15 protein-coding genes are annotated in these 18,283 nt (G+C 62.4%); 7 read left to right on the top strand and 8 right to left on the bottom strand.

Translation table 11 applies throughout. From position 1 onward, the window contains the following. Window position 1 precedes the first annotated feature (1 nt). Genes KCX59_RS21635 through KCX59_RS21625 form a run of 3 tightly spaced genes read right to left on the bottom strand, consistent with a single transcriptional unit; the run spans window position 2 to window position 3,184 of the window. Window positions 2-2,527 carry a heavy metal translocating P-type ATPase gene (locus tag KCX59_RS21635; RefSeq protein ID WP_179017978.1) on the bottom strand — a complete coding sequence of 842 codons (2,526 nt, stop codon included), beginning with the start codon at window positions 2,525-2,527 and terminating at the stop codon, window positions 2-4. 8 nt (window positions 2,528-2,535) lie between these two features. Continuing rightward, window positions 2,536-2,769, bottom strand: a complete 234-nt coding sequence (locus tag KCX59_RS21630) for a heavy-metal-associated domain-containing protein (protein ID WP_043471595.1) — start codon at window positions 2,767-2,769, stop codon at window positions 2,536-2,538. 49 nt (window positions 2,770-2,818) lie between these two features. Continuing rightward, window positions 2,819-3,184: a metal-sensitive transcriptional regulator gene (locus tag KCX59_RS21625; RefSeq protein ID WP_179017977.1), complete on the bottom strand. Its 366-nt coding sequence runs from the start codon at window positions 3,182-3,184 to the stop codon at window positions 2,819-2,821. Window positions 3,185-3,351: 167 nt separating this feature from the next. Between KCX59_RS21625 and KCX59_RS21620 the strand changes: the two genes are divergently transcribed. Then, window positions 3,352-4,017: an alpha/beta fold hydrolase gene (locus KCX59_RS21620; protein WP_256871497.1), complete on the top strand. Its 666-nt coding sequence runs from the start codon at window positions 3,352-3,354 to the stop codon at window positions 4,015-4,017. Here KCX59_RS21620 and KCX59_RS21615 read toward each other — a convergent pair. After that, complete coding sequence (locus tag KCX59_RS21615) at window positions 4,014-4,676, bottom strand: hypothetical protein (protein ID WP_178994552.1); 663 nt, start codon at window positions 4,674-4,676, stop codon at window positions 4,014-4,016. The genes KCX59_RS21620 and KCX59_RS21615 overlap by 4 nt on opposite strands. Window positions 4,677-4,887: 211 nt before the next feature. Then, the gene (locus tag KCX59_RS21610) at window positions 4,888-6,930 is read right to left on the bottom strand and encodes a beta-galactosidase (RefSeq protein WP_179017976.1); all 2,043 of its coding nucleotides are present in this window, start codon (window positions 6,928-6,930) and stop codon (window positions 4,888-4,890) included. A gap of 194 nt (window positions 6,931-7,124) precedes the next feature. Here KCX59_RS21610 and KCX59_RS21605 point away from each other — a divergent pair, with 194 nt between their 5' ends. The 5 genes from KCX59_RS21605 to KCX59_RS21585 all read left to right on the top strand — a co-directional run bounded on the left by KCX59_RS21605 (window position 7,125) and on the right by KCX59_RS21585 (window position 12,538). Next, window positions 7,125-8,450, top strand: coding sequence for an ABC transporter substrate-binding protein (locus KCX59_RS21605; protein ID WP_179017975.1), 1,326 nt, complete (start codon window positions 7,125-7,127; stop codon window positions 8,448-8,450). Window positions 8,451-8,560: 110 nt separating this feature from the next. Beyond that, entirely contained in the window at window positions 8,561-9,526 is a 966-nt protein-coding gene (locus KCX59_RS21600) for a carbohydrate ABC transporter permease (protein ID WP_179018101.1), read from the top strand. Window positions 9,527-9,528: 2 nt separating this feature from the next. After that, window positions 9,529-10,446: a carbohydrate ABC transporter permease gene (locus KCX59_RS21595; RefSeq protein ID WP_179017974.1), complete on the top strand. Its 918-nt coding sequence runs from the start codon at window positions 9,529-9,531 to the stop codon at window positions 10,444-10,446. 19 nt (window positions 10,447-10,465) lie between these two features. Next, a complete protein-coding gene (locus KCX59_RS21590; RefSeq protein ID WP_179017973.1) occupies window positions 10,466-11,482 on the top strand; it encodes a LacI family DNA-binding transcriptional regulator in 1,017 nt (338 codons plus the stop codon). A 45-nt stretch (window positions 11,483-11,527) separates the two neighbouring features. Beyond that, a complete protein-coding gene (locus KCX59_RS21585) occupies window positions 11,528-12,538 on the top strand; it encodes a YdcF family protein (protein ID WP_179017972.1) in 1,011 nt (336 codons plus the stop codon). Window positions 12,539-12,544: 6 nt separating this feature from the next. Here KCX59_RS21585 and KCX59_RS21580 read toward each other — a convergent pair whose 3' ends face one another. Together KCX59_RS21580 and KCX59_RS21575 are read right to left on the bottom strand one after the other, a co-directional pair. After that, complete coding sequence (locus KCX59_RS21580; protein ID WP_256871496.1) at window positions 12,545-14,563, bottom strand: glycoside hydrolase family 3 protein; 2,019 nt, start codon at window positions 14,561-14,563, stop codon at window positions 12,545-12,547. Between the two features lie 78 nt (window positions 14,564-14,641). Beyond that, complete coding sequence (locus KCX59_RS21575; RefSeq protein ID WP_179017970.1) at window positions 14,642-15,934, bottom strand: exo-beta-N-acetylmuramidase NamZ family protein; 1,293 nt, start codon at window positions 15,932-15,934, stop codon at window positions 14,642-14,644. 189 nt (window positions 15,935-16,123) lie between these two features. Between KCX59_RS21575 and KCX59_RS21570 the strand changes: the two genes are divergently transcribed. Beyond that, the gene (locus KCX59_RS21570; RefSeq protein ID WP_179017969.1) at window positions 16,124-17,026 is read left to right on the top strand and encodes a MurR/RpiR family transcriptional regulator; all 903 of its coding nucleotides are present in this window, start codon (window positions 16,124-16,126) and stop codon (window positions 17,024-17,026) included. A 33-nt stretch (window positions 17,027-17,059) separates the two neighbouring features. Here the strand turns inward: KCX59_RS21570 and KCX59_RS21565 are convergent, their stop codons facing one another. Further along, window positions 17,060-18,283 (bottom strand): MFS transporter, encoded by a 1,224-nt coding sequence (locus KCX59_RS21565; protein WP_370628903.1) that lies wholly within the window; start codon window positions 18,281-18,283, stop codon window positions 17,060-17,062.

Here is an 18,283-nt window from a genome sequence, read left to right as displayed (position 1 = left end):
TCTACTTCCCGAACGAGCGCAGCCTCAGCGAGTTCGCAACTACCAGCACGGAGCTGGCTGCCATGGCTGCGCCGGCGATCATCGGGTTCAGGAATCCAAGTGCTGCCACCGGGATGCCGATCGCGTTGTAGAAGAACGCCCAGAACAGGTTGGTCTTGATGGTGGACAGTGTCTTGCGGGACAGCTCGATTGCCTGCACCAGCTGACCCAGATCACTGCCCATCACGGTCAGGTCCGAAGCTTCGATGGCAACGTCCGTTCCCGAACCCATCGCGATACCGAGGTCCGACTGTGCCAAAGCCGCGGCGTCGTTGACGCCATCACCTGCCATGGCCACCGTGGCGCCGGACGCCTGGAGCTTCCTGACCGCCTCAACTTTCCCCTCCGGCAGTACGCCGGCGAACACGTCGACCGGTGAAATCCCGACGGGGGCAGCCACTTGGGCGGCTACTGCAGCGTTATCGCCGGTCAGGAGGATGGGGCGGATTCCCATGTCCTTCAACTTTTGTATCGCCGCCGCGGAACCGGGCTTAATGGTGTCCCTCAGGCTGACGATTCCTGCAGCCTGGCCGTCCACTGCAACCCAGATAGCTGTAGCGCCGCCGTTTTCTTCTGACGCCAAGGCTTCCCGTTGGCTTGAATCGAGCGCGACGCCGTTCTCCTCGAGCCAGCCCGAGCGTCCGACAACCACAGTTCTTGAGGCGCCGTCTACTGGAACGGTTCCCCTCACGCCGCCGCCGGGAGCGGAACTGAAACCGGCAACACCGGGCAGGGCGCCGGCGTCGGACATGGCCTCCTTTGCCGCGGCAGCAATCGCGTGGGCAATCGGATGCTCAGAGGCCGATTCAACAGCTCCCGCCAGTGTTAGGACGGCGGCCGGGGCGTAGCCGTTGAGGCCCACAGTGTGGTCAACAGCGAGCTTGCCGCTGGTGACGGTGCCCGTCTTGTCCAGCAGGATGGTGTCCACATGGCGGGTGTCCTCAAGAACCTGGGGGCCTTTGATGAGGATGCCCAGTTGAGCTCCGCGGCCCGTCCCTGTCAGCAGCCCGACGGGAGTTGCCAGGCCCAAGGCGCAGGGGCAGGCGATCACCAGCACGGCAACGGCTGCCGTGAAGGCCGCGTTGAGGTCGCCCGAGATAAACAGCCAAAGGACGAACGTGAGAACGGCAATCACCAGCACGATCGGAACGAAGACGGAGCTGATCCTGTCCGCGAGCCGCGCAATGGGTGCCTTGCCCGTCTGTGCCTGGCTGACCAGGCGCCCCATCTGAGCGAGCGTCGTGTCGGAGCCCACGCGGGTGGCCCGGACCAGCAGGCGACCGGAGGTGTTGATCGTAGCGCCCGTCACCAGGCTGCCCGGTCCTACCTCCACCGGCACCGATTCGCCGGTGACCAGTGAGGCGTCGACGGCGGAAGCACCGTCCGTGACTACGCCGTCAGTGGCAATTTTCTCCCCCGGGCGGACAACAATGACGTCATTTACGAGGAGTTGATCGGCAGGAATCTTCTGCTCCACGCCCTCCACGAGGATCGTTGCATCCTTGGCACCCAGGTTGAGCAGCGCCTTGAGCGCGTTGCCGGCTTTGGCCTTCGCGTTCGCTTCAAGGTAGCGGCCCAGAAGCAGGAACGTTGTGACCACTGCAGCAACCTCGAAGTACAGGCCGCCCCCGGACATGTTTTCCATGCCGGGGTGTTCAGTCATGCGTGGATCCACAAAGAGTTGCCACGCCGAGTAGAGGTAAGCAGCGATGACGCCAAGGGAAACGAGCGTGTCCATGGTGGAGGCGAAGTGCCGGGCATTGATGGCGGCTGCCCTGTGAAAGGGCCAGGCCGCCCAGCTCACCACGGGTAGGGCCATCGCGCCCACAACCCATCCCCAGTTCGCGAACTGCAGAGCGGGGATCATCGAGATCGCGAACACCGGAATGGTTAGCAGTGCTGCGACGATCAGGCGTGGGCGCAGGGTTGATGCAGCAGGGCCGTGGGACATGTGGTCTTCGTGTGTGGCGTGGTCAGTGTGGTTGGCTTCCGCGGCGCCACTGGCGCCTTCGGCGCCGTGCTCTGCATGCTCGGTCGTTCCTCCCTTAGACGCATGCTGCCGCACGCCGCCGAAGGCTTCACCTGGGACCCTTCCTGACCCGCCGACGTCGGCACGGTGTTCCTGGGGTTCTTTAGTAGGAGCGTGTCCGTGGGCCTCGTGGGCCTCGTGGGCCTGAAGGCCGTTGGTGTGTTCGTGGTTTGTTTGGGGTTCGGGGGAGTGGGGCTTGCGGGTGTGCGGCGCGGGGGCTTGGCGGACGGTGGCTTTGTATCCCGTCGCATTGACGGTGTCCACAATCTGCTGATCTGTCACGGTTGCCGGGACAGTGACGTGGGCTGATTCGAGGGGCAGATTGACGCTGGCCTCCACGCCCTCGAGCTTGCCCAGTTTTCGTTCCACTCGATTGACGCACGAGGCGCAGGTCATGCCCTCGATGTCCAGCTCGATGACCCTGTGTGCGGGTTGGTTGAAAGTCTCCTGGCTACTCAAGAGGACTCCTAAGCTTCGTTGGCTACCACCAGGTAGCCGGCTTCTGCCACGGCCTCGCCGATTTCAGACGGCGAGAGCTCCTTGGTTGATGTGATGGTCACAGTGGACAGGCCACCTGGATTGAGGTCCACGGCAACGTTTTCGACGCCGCTGAGCGACTCAATTTCTTCGCTGACACTGGAGACGCAGTGGCCGCAGGTCATACCCGAAACGTTGACGTTGGTCTGGATGGTCTGGCTCATGGCGCTCTCCTTGGTGATGAGTTGAATGGTGTGGTGGTTGTTGGCGGAGTTACCGCAGCAGGCGCCCGATGGCATCGGTGGCCTCCTTTACTTTGGCGTCGATCTGTTCGGCGCGGGCTTCGGGGTTGGGCTCGGAGGCGGCACCCACGACGCAGTGGCCGATGTGCTCCTCTACGAGTCCCAGGCTGACTGCATGGAGGGCCTTGGTGGCAGCTGCTACCTGGGTGAGGATGTCGATGCAGTACTTGTCATCCTCCACCATCCGCGCGATACCGCGGACTTGCCCTTCAATCCGTTTCAAGCGTTTGAGGTAGGCATCCTTGTTGCCGGTGTACCCGTGGGGTGGGGCGTGCTCCAGATCCACCTCGATGATGGGTGCGTCCGGATGGCTCATGCTCAGGTCTGGCGTGCTCATAAGTCGAAAGTATACCCATGGGGGGTATTCCGTCAAGTACCCCCAGGGGGTATGGACATCGCCCCCTAGAGGATCACGTGCGTGCCAAGTCGAGTGCCCGTGGCTACGATGAGTTCCTCACCCGGATTCACAGGTGACAGCACCCACGTCCTGAATTGAAACGGGGAATGATGGCGGTTTTCGTACTGATTCACGGTGGTGGTTCCACCGCATGGGACTGGCATCTGGTCAGCCCGCTGCTTGAAGCATCCGGCCATGGCGTCGTGGCAGTTGACCTGCCCATCGAAGACAACGACGCCGGACTTGAGGACTATGCCCACGCGGTGACGCAAGCAGTTGGCGATGCTGAGCGCACCATCGTGGTGGGGCACTCGCTGGGTGGCTTCACGGCACCGTTGGTGTGCGACGAACTCCACTCCGACGGCCTGGTGTATCTCTCAGCCATGATTCCGATGCCGGGCGAGACCTTTGGCGACTGGTGGATCAACACCGGGCATGACCGGGAGACGATCCCCGATGACGCTTTCTTCAATCTTGTGCCTGCTGAGTTGGCTCGCGAAGCCACCGAGAGGGAACGGGACCAGCAAGGCGCTTGGATGTCAGGGCCGTGGCCCGGCCGCCATCCGGAAGTTCCCACCTTGGCGATTTTGTGCCGGGATGACCAGTTCTTCCCAGCGCCCTTCATGAGGAGACAGGTACAACAGCGGCTTGGAATTGAACCCGTCGAGATCCCGGGGGGCCACTACGTTACCCTGAGCCATCCGGACGCTGTGGCGGCAGTCCTCGCCGATTTTGCTGAACGGACCGCCAGGGAACGCCGAGGAACCGGTTAGGCAGGATCGATGTCTGTTCGCTTTGCCCGGACAACGTCCTTTGCGTCGGTGACATCCGACGGCTGGGGAGCAGGCACGAACAATGCAAGGGGCGGTTCGGCGGCACTGCAGTCCAGATCCGGAAGTGTAACGACGCTGCTGATCCGTTGTTGCCCTCCCTGGAGTTGTTCCATCCGGAACATCACGCCGGAGGCGCTCAGTTCATCCGGCACGTCACCAGTTTCGGATGCCCAACGCACCAAGCAACCGTGCACCTCGGCAGTGCCGGGAACCGGGCCCGGCTGGACCTTCATAGGGAGGAAAGGATCAGGTCCCGGTCGGATGTCCGGGCGACGTTTCTGTGCGATGTCGTTCAACGGAGGCCTGGAAATGCGGACGCGGACTTCCAGGCCAGTGGTCTCCACCAGCTCGGGCAGGGTGAAGTCCGTAATATTCTGTGCCACAGCCTGCGCCTCGAGGGATTTGCGGGCCGCCATGACCCACGGGTCAGCCTCTATGGGCCCGCTTGGCGCAGTTCCTTGCCATTCAACGGCCGGATAAGGAGGTGCGGGTCTCTTCTCATCCCGGCATGCCGAGAGTCCGCCGGATACGGTCACCAGCAACAGCGATGCAGCAACAGCCTTGAAATACCGGGGCCGGGATGTCCTCGCGTCGCCCATGGTCAACCACCTTTGTTTGCGTTTTTTCGCCTGTCGAATCTATCACGGGCGCTTCAAGGCACAGGCAGTGGCCGCGGGTGCCAGCACGACGGCGGGTGGTTGGCTGACCTGTTCAGCCCGGGGGCGGTGGGTTGCCAGCCCGAACCGTAGTCGGTCCGGGCCGGCGGTCTGGGCCAGCGGTCTGGTTTCAACGGCAGCCTGGTTCAGTGGGTCAGTGCTGGTCCGCCGGGGTGTGGACGACGCAGATGGTACCGGCGGGGACGTGCGCGGTTCCGTTGACCTTCTCACCGGAGAGCAGGTTGAGCCCGGTAGCGGGGTATTCGGCGTCGGCGTCCGTGTGGTTGATGAGGAAGGTGAACGTGCCTTCCTCGGAGCCGCGCGAAGCTACCTCCAGCCCGGCGACCGGTTGAACTCCAAGCTCAATTCCTGCAGCCCCCACTGCGTCCAGTACAACGTCGGCGAGGTGGCCGCCGTCGAGCTTTGTGGAAACGTACCAAGCGGTGCCGTTGCCGAACTCGTTCCGGGTGATGGCCGGGCCGGAGGCCGCGGGACCGGACGTGTAGCGGCTCAACACGCTGGCAGTGACGGGATGGATTTCCTCGGACCACACTGTGCCGGTGGCGCCGTTGCCCAGTGTGATGATCTCGTCCTCGCGCAAGGGCAGGAATTCGTGGATCTCCAAGCCGAGAACGTCGCGGAGGCCGCCCGGGGAGGCACCTGCGGGAACGGTGTCGTTGACGTCCACGATGCCGGAGAAATAGGACACCATCAGATGCCCGCCGGCGTGGACATAGCGGCTGATGTTCGCCGCTGCCTTGTCGCCCACCAGATAGAGGGCCGGGGCGAGAACCAGGTCGTACCCGGAGAGGTCGGCCTCGGGGTGGGCGAAGTCCACGCTGATGCCGTGGTTCCAGAGGACGGAGTAGAAGGACTCGATCCGTTCGCGGTGGTCAAGGTCGCTGCTGGGCCGCCATTCCAGATCCTGCGCCCAGAACGACTCCACATCCCAGAGGATGGCCACCCGCGACTGCACGGTTGAGCCCTTCACCGGGGCGAGCTTCCTGAGGTCGTCACCCAAGTCCAGGACCTCCCGCCAGATGCGCGTGCCGGTGCCGGCGTGGGGGAGCATTGCGGAGTGAAACTTTTCCGCGCCGTAGCGGGACGCCCGGAACTGGAAGAACATGATGGCATCGGCCCCGCGTGCCAGGTGTGACAGGCTGTTGCGGGCCAGCTCGCCGGGTCGCTTGGCGATGTTCCGCCCCTGCCAGTTCACGGCGCCCGTGGAGTGTTCCATCAGCATCCAAGGGCGGTTGCCTGCCAAGGACCGCGTGAGGTCGGCGTCCATGGAGAGCAGAACGTGGTTGTCGGTGCGCTGGGCAAGCAGATAGTGGTCGTTGGCCACGATGTCCACCTCCTTGGCCCATGCCCAGTAGTCAGCAGAAAGGCAGTTTGTGGCCATGAAATTAGTGGTCACCGGAAGGTGGGGCGTGTACTTCTTGATGACGTCGCGTTCGGCAATGAAACACTGCAGCATGGCGTCCGAGGTGAACCGCCGGAAGTCGAGCCGCTGGGCTTGGTTGCTGACGCTGGCCGAAAGCCTGGGTGCGTCGATCTCGTCCCATTCGCCGTACTTCTGGCCCCAGAAGAGGGTGCCCCAGGCCTGGTTAAGGGCGTCCAGGGTGCCATAGCGTGATCGAAGCCAGTCGCGGAACGCCACCACGGAATTCCGGTCGTAGGACTCACTGACCGGAGCGCCGTATTCATTGTGGACATGCCAAAGAACCAGCGCGGGGTGGGTGCCGTAGCGGCGTGCGAGCTGCTCCGTGATGTTGGTGGCGGCCCGTCGGTATTCCGGCGAGCTGGGGCTGACCATGCCACGCGATCCGTTGCCCAGAGTGACGCCCTCGCGGGTCACGGGACACGCTTGGGGGTACTTCTTCCAGAACCAGGCAGGTGGTGCCGCGGTAGGGGTTCCGAGGTCCACACTGATGCCGGCATCGGCGAGCAGGTCCATCAAGGCATCAAGCCATTCGAAGTCGTATTCACCTTCGCGCGGTTCGAGCAACACCCAGGAGAAGATGCCGATGCTGACCAGGTTGATCCCGGCCTCCTTCATCAGCGCGATGTCTTCCACCCAGACCTCGCGGGGCCATTGCTCGGGGTTGTAGTCCCCGCCATAGCAAAGGCCGGCCGGTCGCTGTACCCAAGGCGCGGGTGCGCGTTGGGTGGCGGGGGCCTGCAGGACGTCTGTCATCGAATGATCTCCTTAGAACTGTGTGCGCTCCCAGTATTATCACAGCAATAGTTACGCTGCCTAGATCAAATTGAGTGTTGACACGGATCACGTAGCTGTGACTAACTGGAACCGCTCACAGTCGTACCGACTTCCGCTCGGATGAGCGATGAATCCCAGACAGCACCATTCAGCTTTTCGACAAGGAGGACGAAATGCGAAAGTCATTTCGTGCAGGCGCCGTAGCCATGCTCGCCGCGGCCACAATGCTCGCCGCAGGTTGTTCAGGAGGATCCACGGCAGGCAGCCAAAGCGCGGCCACCAGTGATCCCAACCAGAAAGTGGAACTGACCTATTGGGCTTGGGCCCCCAACCTGGAGAAGGTGGTGGAACTCTGGAACGAGAAAAATCCCACCATCCACGTCACCGTCAACAAGCAGGACGGTGGAGACCCGGCCGTGACAAAGCTGCTCACCGCAGTCAAAGCCGGCAGCGGCGCCCCGGACCTGATCCAAGCCGAGTACCAGAAGATCCCAACACTTGTTGCCGCCGATGCGCTCGCGGACCTCTCCGGCACCGTGGCCAACGAAACCAAGAGCCACTTTCCCGATGGCGTCTGGAACGATGTGACGCTGGGCGGCGACGCACTGTACTCCGTTCCCCAGGACACCGGCCCCATGGTCTTCTACTACCGTGCCGACATCTTCGAGAAACTGGGCATCACTGTTCCGAAAACCTGGGAAGAGTATGCGGCCGCAGCAAAGACTGTTCACGCAGCTGACCCCGAGGCCTACCTCGGAACGTTCTCCTCCAACGATGCCGGATGGTTTACAGGCATGGCCCAGCAGGCCGGAGCTTCCTGGTGGGGCGTTGATGGCGACGCCTGGAATGTGAAGATCGCAGAAGAGCCAACGGACAAGGTGGCTGGATTCTGGGGCGGCCTCGTAGAAGAGGGCGTCATCGACAACAAGCCCATGTACACCCCGGAGTGGAACACTGCACTGAACACCGGTAAGCAGGTTGGCTGGCTCAGCGCAGCTTGGGGCCCGGGCGTTCTCGAGGGCAACGCCGGAGCCACAGCCGGCATGTGGAAAGTGGCACCCATGCCGCAGTGGGATGCTTCCAAGCCCTCCACCGGCAACTGGGGCGGATCTTCCACTGCCGTGACCTCTCAGTCCAAGAACCTCGACGCCGCAGCCAAGTTCGCCACGTGGCTGAACACCGACCCTGAAGCAGTCAAGGCCCTGGTCAAGGAAGCAGGCATCTACCCCGCAGACACCGCAGGTGCGGAATCGTCCCTGACTGAGGCTCCTGCCTTCTTCTCAAACCAGCCCGATTTCTACAAGGTTGTTGGTGAGGCTGCGCAGAACGTGGGCTCCTTCACCTACGGCCCCAACGTCAACGTGGCTTACAACGCCTACAACGATCAGTTCGCGAAGGCCGCGCAGTCCAAGCAGAAGAGTGCCTTCCTGGACGCAGTCAGCAACATGCAGCAGGTCACCGTAGATGACCTGAAGAAGACCGGTTTCACGGTCAAGTAGCCGATCCAAGTAAGTGCTTCAGCTGCGGGAGGCTGGTGCCCCATCCTCCCGCAGCGTTCCCACCCAGAGTCTTACCTTCGACCCACCACAAGGAAGTGCACCCCGTGGCAATGACCGTAACCAGGCCCGGTCCAGCGGCCGGAAGAACAGCCGATGCCCCGAGGCGGGCCAAGAACTTCAAATCCCGGGTGCTCATTCCCTATGCGATGCTGGCGCCCGGCATCATCCTTTTCCTCGTCTTCATGGCAGCGCCCATCATCTACACGTTGGTGCTCAGCTTCCAGAAGAAGAAGATCAGCGGACTGGGCCTCGGCAAAGGCTCACAGAGCACAGCGTTCGCCGGTTTGGATAACTACGCCAGCGCGCTGACGGACCCGGAATTCCTGGGTAGCGTCCTGCGTGTCCTGATCTACGGACTCATTCTCATCCCGCTGATGCTCGGCTTCGCCCTGTTGTTTGCACTCCTGCTGGATTCCCGGCGTACCCGGGCCGGTACTTTCTCCCGCACTGCCATCTTCCTGCCGTACGCGGTGCCGGCAGTGATCAGCTCGCTCCTGTGGGGTTTCCTGTACCTGCCCGGCGTTAGCCCGTTCCACTTCCTGGCCCGGCAATTCGGCATGGAACTGCCCTCGCTCCTGGATCCCAACCTGGTGACGTTCGCCATCTGCAACATCGCGCTGTGGGGTGGGGTGGGCTTCAACATGATCGTCATGTACACCTCGCTGAAAGCCGTTCCCAGTGAAATCTACGAGGCCGCCAAGCTGGATGGCTGCTCCGAGGTTCAAACAGCCATCAGGATCAAGATCCCCATCATCGCCCCGTCGCTGGTGATGACCGCCCTCTTCTCGATGATCGCCACCCTGCAGGTCTTCGCCGAACCCACCACCCTGCGCCCCTTGGCCAACAGCCTTTCCACCAGCTGGTCGCCGCTCATGCTGGTGTACCGCGACGCTTTCACACGCAACGACGTCTACTCTGCGGCCGCCACAAGCATTGTGATTGCCCTGGCAACCTTCATCATTTCGTTCCTGTTCCTGCGCATCGTGCAGAAGCGGGCCTTCGGACAGGAGAACTGACCGTGACTGCCCTCGCCACGCCCCCGAAAAACCGCCGTGAAAACCCCAAGGCAACCAAGACCGGCCGGGCAAGCAAAGCCGAGTACGTCAAGGAGAAGCCCAGCTACCTCTCCACCGGAATCCTGATCCTCGGTGCGCTCTATTGCCTCTTCCCGGTGATCTGGGTTGTGGCTGCCGCGAGCAAGGACGGCACTGAGCTGTTTTCCACCTTTACCTTGGCTCCCAGCACGCATCTCTGGGACAACATCGTGGAGCTCACGGAATATCGCGATGGCCTGTTCTGGCGTTGGATGCTTAACACTGCCCTGTACGCGGGGGTCGGAGCCATTGTGTCCACCTGGGTATCCGCCCTCTCCGGCTATGTTCTGGCGAAGTTTGATTTTCCGGGCAAGTCCGGTGTCTTCAAGGTCCTGCTGATGGGCGTCCTGGTTCCCGGCGTTATTCTCGCCATCCCGCAGTACTTGATGCTCGCCCAGGCTGGCCTCACCAACACCTACTGGTCAGTCCTGTTGCCCCAGATCATCAGCCCCTATGGCATCTACCTGGCCCGCATTTACGCTGCTGCGTCCGTTCCGGGTGACGTTATTGAGGCTGCCCGCACCGAGGGCGCCAAGGAGATGTACATCTTCAACCGCATCGCCGCTCCCATGATGCTGCCGGGCCTGGTGACCATCTTCCTCTTCCAGTTCGTGGCCATCTGGAATAACTTCATGCTCCCGTACATCATGCTCGGCGACGACCAGTTGTTCCCCATTACCGTGGGCCTCAACGGTCTGCTCAACCAGGGTGCCTCAGCGCCGGCCCTCTACACATTGGTCCTCGCGGGCGCGCTGCTCTCCATCGTTCCGTTGGTCATCATGTTCCTCCTGCTGCAGCGCTATTGGCGGGTCGATCTGGCTGCCGGCGCCGTGAAGGCATAGTCCTAGGTAGGCTTTGGTCATGACTCAACCCACCCCCCGGCCAAGGCCCAAAATCGACGATGTTGCCGCGGAAGCCGGCGTATCGCGAGGTACGGTCTCGCGGGTTCTCAATGGGGGCCACTGGGTTAGCCCGTCCGCCCTGGCCGCTGTTAACGCGGCCATCAAGAAGACCGGCTATCGCGTCAACCCGCACGCAAGGAACCTGGCCACCAACCGGGCCAACTCTGTGGCGTTCCTGCTCACGGAGACACAGGAAAGGTTGTTCGAGGACCCCAACTTTGCTGTCCTCATGCGCGGGGCAGCGGATGCCCTGGCCGTGCACGACATCCCATTGGTCTTGATCATGGCCGGGACCGATGATGAACAACGGCGTGCCACGGACTTCCTCACTGCGGGCCATGTTGACGGTGTCCTTCTTATCTCCTCCCATGGGAGTCGGAAGGGCATCATCGCGGACATCATTGCTGCGGGCGTCCCTGCCATTGCGTGTGGTGTCCCCCTGGGCTTCGAAAAGAAGATGGGCTACGTTGCGGCCGACGACTACGAGGGCGCACGTGACGCTTTGCGGTACATGCGCGACGGCGGACGGCAGCGGATTGCCCACATCGCCGGCCCTGCGGACACCTCGGGCGGTACGCGCCGACTCGAAGCGTACCGGGACGATCAGGGCGCGGACATCGATGAGGAACTCATTGCCCACGGCGATTACAGCCGCGACAGCGGGGCCAAAGCAATGCGCGAACTCCTCAACCGAAGCAGGAACATCGACGCCGTTTTCGCCGCGAACGACCTCATGGCGCTCGGTGCCATGGACGTGTTGCGGGAGGCAGGCCTGACAACGCCAGGTGACGTCGCCGTCGTCGGCTTCGACGACATCAAGGTCTCCCAGGAGGCGACGCCGCCGCTCACCACGGTCCGGCAGCCGTTCGATCGAATCAGCGAGGAGATGGTACGCCTGCTTTTGGACGTCATCAGCGGCAAGCGCCCGGCGGCCGTCACCATCCCCACCGAGTTGGTCATCCGCGAATCGGCCTGACCGGCGCAGCGCGAGGGCACCAGCCCCAGCGCATAGGCTTGGATCATGCTGAACCTGGTCCTTGGACTTCTCTTTGCGGGGCTCTTCCTGGCCTCGTTCCAGTCCGACCGGCGTCGGCTCCGAAACGGTGTGTTCCTGCTGGTGGCGGCATGGTTCCTCCTGCAGGCCCTTCTGGAGTTCCTCGTAGACCTGAACCCGTGGTTCGAATGGTTGAACCTGGTGGTCTTGGTAGTCCCGGTAGTGAGCATTTTCGTGTTCGCCGGTTTCCTGATAACCAACGGCATCACGATGGTCCGCAGGGAAGGCCCCGGCATCACCAGCTTCCTGCCGATCGTGGTGGGACTCGCAGTGTTCCTCGCCCCGGTAGTCGCCTTCCTTTTTGTGCTGAGCGGGCAGCCGGTGTTGGCCGGAATTGCTGCTTTGGCCTTCTTCCTCTGCGCGTACCTCGGCTGCGCATTCGTGGTGTTCCTGGGATACGCGGTGGTGTATTCGCGGATGCGTTTCAGCCCGAACCCGGCGGCCGTCATCGTCCTCGGCTCCGGCCTGATCAACGGCAAGGTCCCGCCGTTGCTCGCCGCCCGCTTGAACAAAGCCCTGGAAATTTACGACGGCGACACCCCGGCCAAGCCTGTCCTGGTACCTTCCGGGGGCCAAGGCCCGGATGAACCCCGGCCGGAGTCCACAGCGATGAAGGAGTACCTGGTGGCCAAAGGCGCGGCTGCCACGGACGTGTTGGAGGAGAACCAGGCCACCACCACCCGCGAGAACCTTGCGTACTCGGTTGCCCTGTTGGCAGATAGGGGCATTCATGGGCCCTTGCTTGTGTGCACCAACAACTACCACGTACTGCGTGCGGCGCTCCTGTCCCGGCGCCAGAGGATCAACGCCGAGGTCGTGGGTGCTCCCACGGCCAGATACTTCGTGCCCAGTGCCTTCCTCCGGGAGTTCGTGGCCGTGATGAGGGACAACCGCCTAACCAACATCATTCTTTGCCTTCCGATGTTCGGGATTGCCCTGCTCATCACGGTCGCACTGATGAACTCTCCGGTGGTGTAACTCTTCCTAGGACTTGGGTAGCCCGGTGGTGAACGCGTGGCTCCACTCGGTGACGGAGCCAGCGGTGAAGACGTATCCCGGCTTGGGTTCCGCTGTGACGGTCACCGTGCCGGCAGGTTTCCTGTAGCTCCCGGCAGCGACTACCTTCCCGTCAACCAGGTACGACACACCCGCGACGGAGGGGATGGTGTAGTCATCCTGCCCATGGCCGGGTCGGTCGGTAAAGATGACGGCCGCCGGCGTCGCCGTTTCGTAGCTCAGGCCGAAGCCCAGCGGCAACAGGACGCCGTCGCCGTCGGCTTCGGGAATGTTGACCGGCACTTTGCCGCTCGGGTTGATGGCGCCCGAAATGGCGCGGACGGCGCCGTGGAAGTTAACCTCCTTGACCCCGTAACTGTTGAGCACGGCGTCGGCACCGGGGAAGACACTGATGTCGTAGGGATTTCGCGTGGCCACAACGATGACCGGCGTCCCCGTGGCTGCGAGTTCCGCTACCATCTGTTGCTGCGCAGCGTTGCTGGTCGCGTTGTAAGAAGCGAAGACGACGGCGTCGACGTTGCCGGCGGCGGCTACGGCACGCGCGCGGTAGGCCGCGGACGGTGAGGCCCCATCCTCGTAGTCTTCCGTCACCGCGAATCCCTGATCCTTAAGCATTGGACCGACGAGCTCCGGCCATGCTGACCCGGCGCCCACCATGAGGACCGAGCTGCCCGAAGCGAGCGGCAAAACCTGGCCTTCGTTGCGGAGCAGCGTGACGGCACGCTCGGAGATCAGCTTGGCCGTGGCCAGGTTCTCTGCGCTGCCCACGAGCGTGTCCACAGCGGCGGGGTCGGCCAAGGGTTGCTCGAAGACCCCGCGCTTGACCTTCCATTCAAGGATCCTTCGGACTGACTCGTCCAGGCGGGCCTCGGTGATCTCGCCGGACCCGACGGCGGCGCGAACCCCAGCGAACGACGCATCCACATCCGGGGAGTTGAGGAGGATGTCGGAGCCGGCCTGGATCGCCTTCACTGCGATCTCTTCCTGAGGCCATTCGGCAGCCATTGCCGCCATATCCAGGGCATCAGTTGTCACCAACCCCTTGAAGCCCATTTCATCCCGAAGCAAGCCCGTCAGTACCTTGTGGGACAGGGTGCCGGGCATCTCCGGGTCAATTGCCTCCACAATGATGTGTGCCGTCATGACCATGTCCACGCCGCCATCGATTGCGGCTTCGAATGGCTTCAGATGCTGGTTGAGGGTCTCGCGATCGTAGGTAACGGTGGGCAGGCCGTAGTGGGAATCCACTGAGGTGTCGCCGTGGCCGGGGAAGTGCTTGGCGGCCGCACCTACGTTGTGCGCCTGAATGCCCGCTATCTGGGCGACCCCGAGCGCACTGACCAGTGCAGGGTCCTCACCCATGGAACGGATGCCAATGACGGGGTTGTCCGGGTTGGAGTTGAGATCCAGGACCGGGGCGAAGTCTACGTTGATACCCATGGCACGCATTTCGGAGCCCAGGATTTCACCTTGCGCCTTGGCAAGATTCGCGTCAGCGGTGGCGCCGAGGGCCATATTGCCCGGGAGAACCGTGGCGGGTGGCCCGATGCGGGCAACCAAACCATCTTCCTGGTCGATGGTGACCGCCAGTGGGATGCCGTTTCCGTCCTCCCGCATTGCCGTTTGCTGCAGGCCGTTGGAGAGCCCGGCAACCTGCTGGGGGTTGGCGGTGTTTCCGGACCATGCGAAGTAGAGGACGCCTCCGAGGTTGTACTTTTCCACCACCTCCGCGGGTGTGTTGACGCCGTACCGCTCTTGATTCTTTGCTGCCATGGAGGTGTCGTCCGCTGATGATCCGTATACGTGCGTCCAGGTCATCTGGCCGATCTTTTCGTCCAGAGTCATGCCGGCGATCATCGCCTCGATGTCAGGCGAGGCGGAGACCGTCGTCGTGTTTTCCGCGGTGGGTACGGCCGCAAGTGCAGTGCCCGTGCCAGTCAACACCCCTGCGCCCGTCATTAATAGCGCGGTGGCTGCCGCCGTCATGAGTGAAGTTCGTTGTCTTTGCATGTGAATCCCAATCCCATCGTCCTTGTTGCGGTTGAGGTTTGTGTGTCTGTAGGACTAGCGCTTGCCGTTGTAGAGGAGGTACTCGCGGGTGTCGCGCACGAATTGGTCCAGTTCGGACCGCCAGCTGTCCATGATCGTCTTGGCGCCAGCACCGGCGTCGAGCTGTTCAGCAAAGCGGGCCGAGCCGCTGAGCAGGCCCATCCACCGTCCGCCGTCGCCACGCCAACCGAAACCGGGATACAGGCGCTTGGCTTCGACCAGCATGTGGGTGCCCACTTCCAGGGCTTCAACGCGGGCGGCGTCGGTGATGTGAACTTGGACGCCACCACAAATGAGGCCCTGGTTCTTGGAAAGTGTCGGCTGGAAGTACGCCTCGCGGAAGGTGACACCCGCAAGGCCCTTGCTGTTCAGGGCCTCCGCCCAGCGATAGTCCACGTAGGGTGCGCCGATGAGTTCGAACGGCCGGGTGGTTCCGCGACCTTCTGACATGTTGGTGGCCTCGAACAAGGCCGTGCCGGGGTACAGGGTGGCGGTTTCGGGTGTTGGCATGTTGGGGCTCGGCAGGATCCACGCCGCCCGGTTGTCCGGTCCCGTCATGTCGCGGCGCCATCCCTGGACCTCCACCACCTGAAGGTCCTGGATGGACTTGAGGCCGGCGGCCGGAAGGTGAACTGCGTTGAAGTATTTGGCGAGCTCGCCCACCGTCATCCCATGCTGGAGCGCAATGCCCAGTTGGCCGACGCCGGATTCGAACCCTTTCTGCAGAACCGGTCCGCGTGCCTGGCCGCCGATGGGGTTCGGGCGATCCAGGACAACAAACGTGGCACCAGTCCTGGATGCCGCCTGCATGGCTCCCCACATGGTCCAGATGTAGGTGTAGAAGCGTGCGCCGACATCCTGAATGTCGAAGCAGATGGTGTCCACCCCGGAGGCTTCGAAGAAGCCCACATAGTCGGCAACGGTGGCCCCGTAGGAGTCGTAGACCGTGATGCCGGTCCGCGGGTCCACGGATGTTCCTTCGCTGGCGCCATCCTGGGCGGTCCCCCTGAAGCCGTGCTCGGGTCCGAAGACCGCTCCGACCTCGACACCTTTGGCCGCCATGTCATCCACAATTGAGCGGAAGTTCGCCAGGACGCCGGTGGGGTTGGTAATAACTCCCACTTTGCGGCCGGCGAAGATGCTCCAGCCGTTGGCGGCGGCTACATCGGCGCCGCTGACTGGAGATGCCGGCTTCCCCGGACGGGTCTGGCTCGTGCTGGCGGTTGCGCTGGGGGCAAAGGGCGCGACGACGGCGGCAGCGGCCGCCAGCCCCGAAGCATGGAGCAGTTTTCTACGGTCGAGAGCCATGAAGAAGCCTTTCGAAGGAGAGCGAGGAGCATGACAAGTTTTGTGACTTTCCTTACGCCGACCGTATTCGCTTGCCGGTAGGGCGTCAATGACTTACCTTTCCGACGATGTCTGTGTAACTTAATGACAAGGCTCGGGTGGAGCCCTGGACTGAACCGCGGATCCGGTTTGACCCTTCGGAAGGAAACCATGCTGGAAGCGTCGGCAAACGCACAGTTGTCCCGCACTGTTTTGGTGCGGATTCGCTCTGTCCTGCCAGCGCTACGTCCATCGGAGCGTGCCGTGGCTGAGTTGGTCCTGTCGGACCCATCGCGGGCTGCCACCATGTCCATCGGCGATTTGGCTGTGGAGTGCGGAACGTCCACCACCTCGGTGGTCCGGTTCTACAAAAAGGTTGGCTACGGCGGCTACTCGGATCTCCGCCTGGATCTTGCGCGTGAAACTGCCCGTGAGAGTGTGGCCCATGGCGTTCCGGCCGAGGTCTACGAGGACATCAACACTGCCGACTCGCTGCAAGACATCGTCTCCAAAATCGCATTCAACGAAAGCATGTCCATCGCCGATACTGCCCAGGCGCTGGATGTCGAACAGCTGGCTCGAGCCATTGACGTGGTGGCCAGCTCCCGGAAGATCGACATCTTCGGCGTGGGAGCGGGAGGTTTGGTGGGTCAGGACCTGCAGCAAAAGCTGCATAGGATTGGCCTGGTCTCCTTCGTCTGGCCAGAAGTGCATGCCGCCCTCACCTCAGCGGTACTGCTCGACGCCGAATGTGTCGCCGTTGCCATCTCGCACTCAGGCGCGACCGACGACACTGTCGATTACCTGAAAGCGGGCAAAGCGGCCGGAGCCGTCACCATCGCCATCACCAACCATGCAGACTCACCCCTGGGGCTGGCAGCGGACATTGTATTGACCACAGCAGCGCGGGAGACCCCATTCCGCCCTGGGGCCATGGGTAGCCGGATAGCGCAGATGATGCTCGTTGACTGCCTGTTCGTGGGCGTCGCCCAGCAGTCATATGAGGCTTCCATTGATGCGCTGCGCAAAACGCATGCAGTTGTCCAAAGCCGGAAGTTGCGCCGGGGCAACTGACAAACGCAGCTGCCCGTCCGGGACAGCGTGAAACTACTGGACAGATTCCGCTTGCTTGACCTCGCCTTTCACTTCACTTGGCTTCAGCATGGAGTCTGAATTGATCGCAAGCACCCCCGAAAGCAGGGCTGCCAGGAGGATGGATCCAAAGGCCATGAATGACGAGACGCCCATAAGAAACGTGGCAACTGCAAGGCTGAGGGGACTGGATACAGTTTCAAGAAACTGAACTGCCGTCATGGTCTTGCCCAGGTCAGACGAGGGAATCTGTTGATGGATGAGGGATGTGCGTCCCACCGTCCATGCAATGCCGCCCGTACAGACGACGAAAAGGGCACTAGCCACGGCAATCCACGACGGGATGAAGAAGAGCAACGCCCCCGCTGCCATAAGCCATGAGGAGCGTTGCATCAGTACGTTTGGGCGCCAATCGGAGAACAATCCTGACAGAATCGAACCGCAGAAGAGGCCCGCAGCGGCCGCTGCGCCCACGATTCCTACTTCGGTGGTGGAACCCTTGAGGCCCACGGAGGTCTGGAAGATCGCCAGAGTGGACAATGGGGCTGACAGGAAGCCGACGAGGACGACTGTCCCGGCAAAACGCCACCAACCATGGATTTGGGTAAGTCTCCGGTACCCGGCAGACAGTTCCTTGTAGAAACCTGGCCGGTCCGGCAGGCTGCTGGGGCGCTCCGGCCACGGCAGGAAATTCATGATCAAGGCAATAACCGTAAACGACACTGCGTCAACGGCCAGCAACCACCACGGACCCCAGACGGCGCTCAAGGCTCCACCAATTGCCGGCCCCACGATGGAAGCTGAGGTCCACGCGGTGGAAACTGCGGCGTTGAATTTCGCCGTGCCGTCACCGTACATCTTCGGGATGGCCACGAACGTGGCTGTCCGGGCGAACATGTCGAGGCTGCCGCGTAGGAAGGCGCCTAGTACGAGCACCCAAAAGGGAGTGTGCCAAGGGCCTATCAGCAGCGCCATTGCAGCAACAACCAGTGCTTGACCCCAATAGCCGATGTGGGTCATGGCGCGGGGGGACATCCGATCTGCGAGTCCTCCGATGAGCACTCCGGGGAAAGCCTTCGGAAGTTGTGATGCCACGGCAACGATGGACATCTGGGCAAGGCTGCCGCTTGTCTGCAGAACTATGAGCGGCAGGGCGATGTTGTAGGCACCGCCACCCAGCGAATTCACCCACATTCCCGTGAGGTGCAAACGTCGCTGCCATGGCTTTGCTAATGACAC

The organism is Paenarthrobacter nitroguajacolicus (assembly GCF_051027655.1).
Classification (GTDB): Bacteria; Actinomycetota; Actinomycetes; order Actinomycetales; family Micrococcaceae; genus Arthrobacter; species Arthrobacter nitroguajacolicus.
This window is presented reverse-complemented; position numbering and strand designations above follow the sequence as displayed.

What these genes read in the sequence shown, in the direction of transcription:
- KCX59_RS21630 (WP_043471595.1), bottom strand. Translation starts at nt 2,769, where the DNA reads ATGAGCCAGACCATCCAGACCAACGTCAACGTTTCGGGTATGACCTGC.
- KCX59_RS21625 (WP_179017977.1), bottom strand. Translation starts at nt 3,184, where the DNA reads ATGAGCACGCCAGACCTGAGCATGAGCCATCCGGACGCACCCATCATC.
- KCX59_RS21620 (WP_256871497.1), top strand. Translation starts at nt 3,352, where the DNA reads ATGATGGCGGTTTTCGTACTGATTCACGGTGGTGGTTCCACCGCATGG.
- KCX59_RS21615 (WP_178994552.1), bottom strand. Translation starts at nt 4,676, where the DNA reads ATGGGCGACGCGAGGACATCCCGGCCCCGGTATTTCAAGGCTGTTGCT.
- KCX59_RS21610 (WP_179017976.1), bottom strand. Translation starts at nt 6,930, where the DNA reads ATGACAGACGTCCTGCAGGCCCCCGCCACCCAACGCGCACCCGCGCCT.
- KCX59_RS21605 (WP_179017975.1), top strand. Translation starts at nt 7,125, where the DNA reads ATGCGAAAGTCATTTCGTGCAGGCGCCGTAGCCATGCTCGCCGCGGCC.
- KCX59_RS21600 (WP_179018101.1), top strand. Translation starts at nt 8,561, where the DNA reads ATGACCGTAACCAGGCCCGGTCCAGCGGCCGGAAGAACAGCCGATGCC.
- KCX59_RS21590 (WP_179017973.1), top strand. Translation starts at nt 10,466, where the DNA reads ATGACTCAACCCACCCCCCGGCCAAGGCCCAAAATCGACGATGTTGCC.
- KCX59_RS21585 (WP_179017972.1), top strand. Translation starts at nt 11,528, where the DNA reads ATGCTGAACCTGGTCCTTGGACTTCTCTTTGCGGGGCTCTTCCTGGCC.
- KCX59_RS21580 (WP_256871496.1), bottom strand. Translation starts at nt 14,563, where the DNA reads ATGACGGCGGCAGCCACCGCGCTATTAATGACGGGCGCAGGGGTGTTG.
- KCX59_RS21575 (WP_179017970.1), bottom strand. Translation starts at nt 15,934, where the DNA reads ATGGCTCTCGACCGTAGAAAACTGCTCCATGCTTCGGGGCTGGCGGCC.
- KCX59_RS21570 (WP_179017969.1), top strand. Translation starts at nt 16,124, where the DNA reads ATGCTGGAAGCGTCGGCAAACGCACAGTTGTCCCGCACTGTTTTGGTG.